Genomic DNA, 2,348 nt, shown 5'->3' on the forward strand with positions numbered 1-2,348 from the left:
GACCCTGGAGACCACCCAGGGACGTGCGGTGGTCTCGTACGTGCCGGTGACCGGGGCGGACGGTGCGGCGGTGGGGTCGGTGGCGGTCGGCATCACGGTGGAGAGGGTGACGGGCATGGCGGCCCGGCAGCTTCCGCTGCTGCTGGGGGCGGGGGCCGGGGTACTGGTCCTGTCCGCGGGCGGTACGGCGCTGGTGAGCCGGCGGCTGCTGCGGCAGACCCACGGCCTGGGGCCGGTGGAGATGACGCGGATGTACGACCACCACGACGCCGTGCTGCACGCGGTGCGCGAGGGGGTGCTGATCGTCGGCGGTGACGGGCGGCTGCTGCTGGCCAACGACGAGGCCCGGCGGCTGCTGGACCTGCCGCCGGACGCGGAGGGGCGCCGGGTGGCCGACCTGCCCCTGGAGGCGGACCTGGCCGGGCTGCTCGCCTCGCCGCGCGCGGCCAGCGACGAGGTGCACCTGAGCGCCGACCGGCTGCTGGCGGTCAACAAGCGGACCACCGCCCCCTACGGCGGGCAGGCCGGCAGCGTGGTGACGCTGCGGGACACCACCGAGCTGCGGGCGCTGTCGGGGCGGGCCGAGGTGGCGCGCGAGCGGCTGAAGCTCCTCTACGACGCCGGGATGGGCATCGGCACCACCCTGGACGTGACCCGCACCGCGCAGGAGCTGGCGGACGTGGCGGTCCCGCGCTTCGCCGACTCCGCCACGGTGGAGCTGGCCGAGGAGGTCCTGCGCGGCGAGAAACTGGCCGAGACCGGTACCGGGGCCGGCACCACCCTGCGCCGCACGGCCGCGAGCGGTCCGCCCGCCCACCAGCCCCTGACACCGGTGGGCGAGCTGATCCGCTTCGCCGACGGCTCACCGCAGGTGCGGTGCCTGCGCAGCGGCCGGGCGGTGCTCGAGGCCGACCTGAGCACCGCGTGGGCCTGGCGGACCTCGGACCCCGAACGTGCCCAGCGCGTCCTGGACCAGGGCATCCACTCCCTGATCGCGGTGCCGTTGCGGGCGCGGGGCACGGTGCTGGGCACGGTGGACTTCTGGCGCGGACGGTCCACGGAACCGTTCGGCACGGAGGACGTGCCCTTCGCCGAGGAACTGGCCGCCCGCGCCGCGGTGGCCCTGGACAACGCCCGCCGCTACACCCGCGAGCACACCATGGCCGTCGCCCTGCAGCGCAGCCTGCTCCCCCGCGACCTGCCCGGACACGACGCCCTGCAGGTCGCCTACCGCTACCTGCCCGCCCGCGCCGGAGTGGGCGGCGACTGGTTCGACGTCATCGAACTGTCCGGCACCCGGGTCGCCCTGGTCGTCGGCGACGTGGTCGGCCACGGCCTGCACGCCGCCGCCACCATGGGCCGGCTGCGCACCGCCGTGCACAACTTCGCCACCCTCGACCTGGCCCCCGACGAACTCCTGGCCCGCCTGGACGACCTGGTGGCCCGCCTGGACCAGGAACACACCGCCCAGGACCACACCGGCGAGGAGGCGACCCTGACCGGCGCCACCTGCCTGTACGCCGTCTACGACCCCACCAACGGCCACTGCAGCCTGGCCCGCGCCGGCCACCCCCCACCCGCCCTCGCCCTGCCCGACGGCACCGCCACCTACCCCGACCTGCCCGCCGGCCCACCCCTGGGCCTGGGCGGCCTGCCCTTCGAGACCACCGAACTGCACCTGCCCGAACACAGCCGCCTCGTCCTCTACACCGACGGCCTCATCGAAGACCGCCACCGCGACCTCGACACCGGCCTGGCCACCCTGCGCACCGCCCTCACCCACCCCGACCGCACCCCCGAACAGACCTGCCAGGACATCCTGGCCGCCCTGCCCCCCGACCACGCCCGCGACGACATCGCCCTCCTCGTCGCCCGCACCCGCATCCTCGCCCCCGACCAGACCGCCCACTGGGACCTGCCCCCCGACCCCGCCGCCGTCGCCCGCCTGCGCGCCGACGCCACCGCCCAACTCCAGGCCTGGCACCTGACCGACACCGCCTTCACCACCGAACTCATCCTCAGCGAACTGGCCACCAACGCCATCCGCTACGGCCACCCCCCCATCCACGTCCGCCTCATCCGCAACCGCCACCTGATCTGCGAAGTCGCCGACGCCAGCAGCACCTCACCCCACCTGCGCCACGCCGCCACCACCGACGAAGGCGGCCGCGGCCTCTTCCTCGTCGCCCGCTACGCCCAACGCTGGGGCACCCGCTACACCCCCACCGGCAAAATCATCTGGACCGAACAACCCCTCCACGACACCAGCGAACCCCCACCCGACGACAACATCGACACCCTGCTCGACCAGTGGCCCGACACCACCCCATGACACCCACCCCGAACCC

General features: G+C 74.7%; 1 protein-coding gene. It reads left to right on the forward strand.

Annotated elements, in window-relative coordinates; translation table 11 throughout:
* A partial coding sequence (locus tag RH94_RS15695; RefSeq protein WP_073948209.1) for a SpoIIE family protein phosphatase/ATP-binding protein occupies positions 1 to 2,332 on the forward strand: 2,332 nt, incomplete at its 5' end.
* Between the last annotated feature and the right edge of the window lie 16 nt (positions 2,333 to 2,348).

Origin of the sequence: Streptomyces kebangsaanensis (assembly GCF_001906585.1) — a bacterium.
Classification (GTDB): Bacteria; Actinomycetota; Actinomycetes; order Streptomycetales; family Streptomycetaceae; genus Streptomyces; species Streptomyces kebangsaanensis.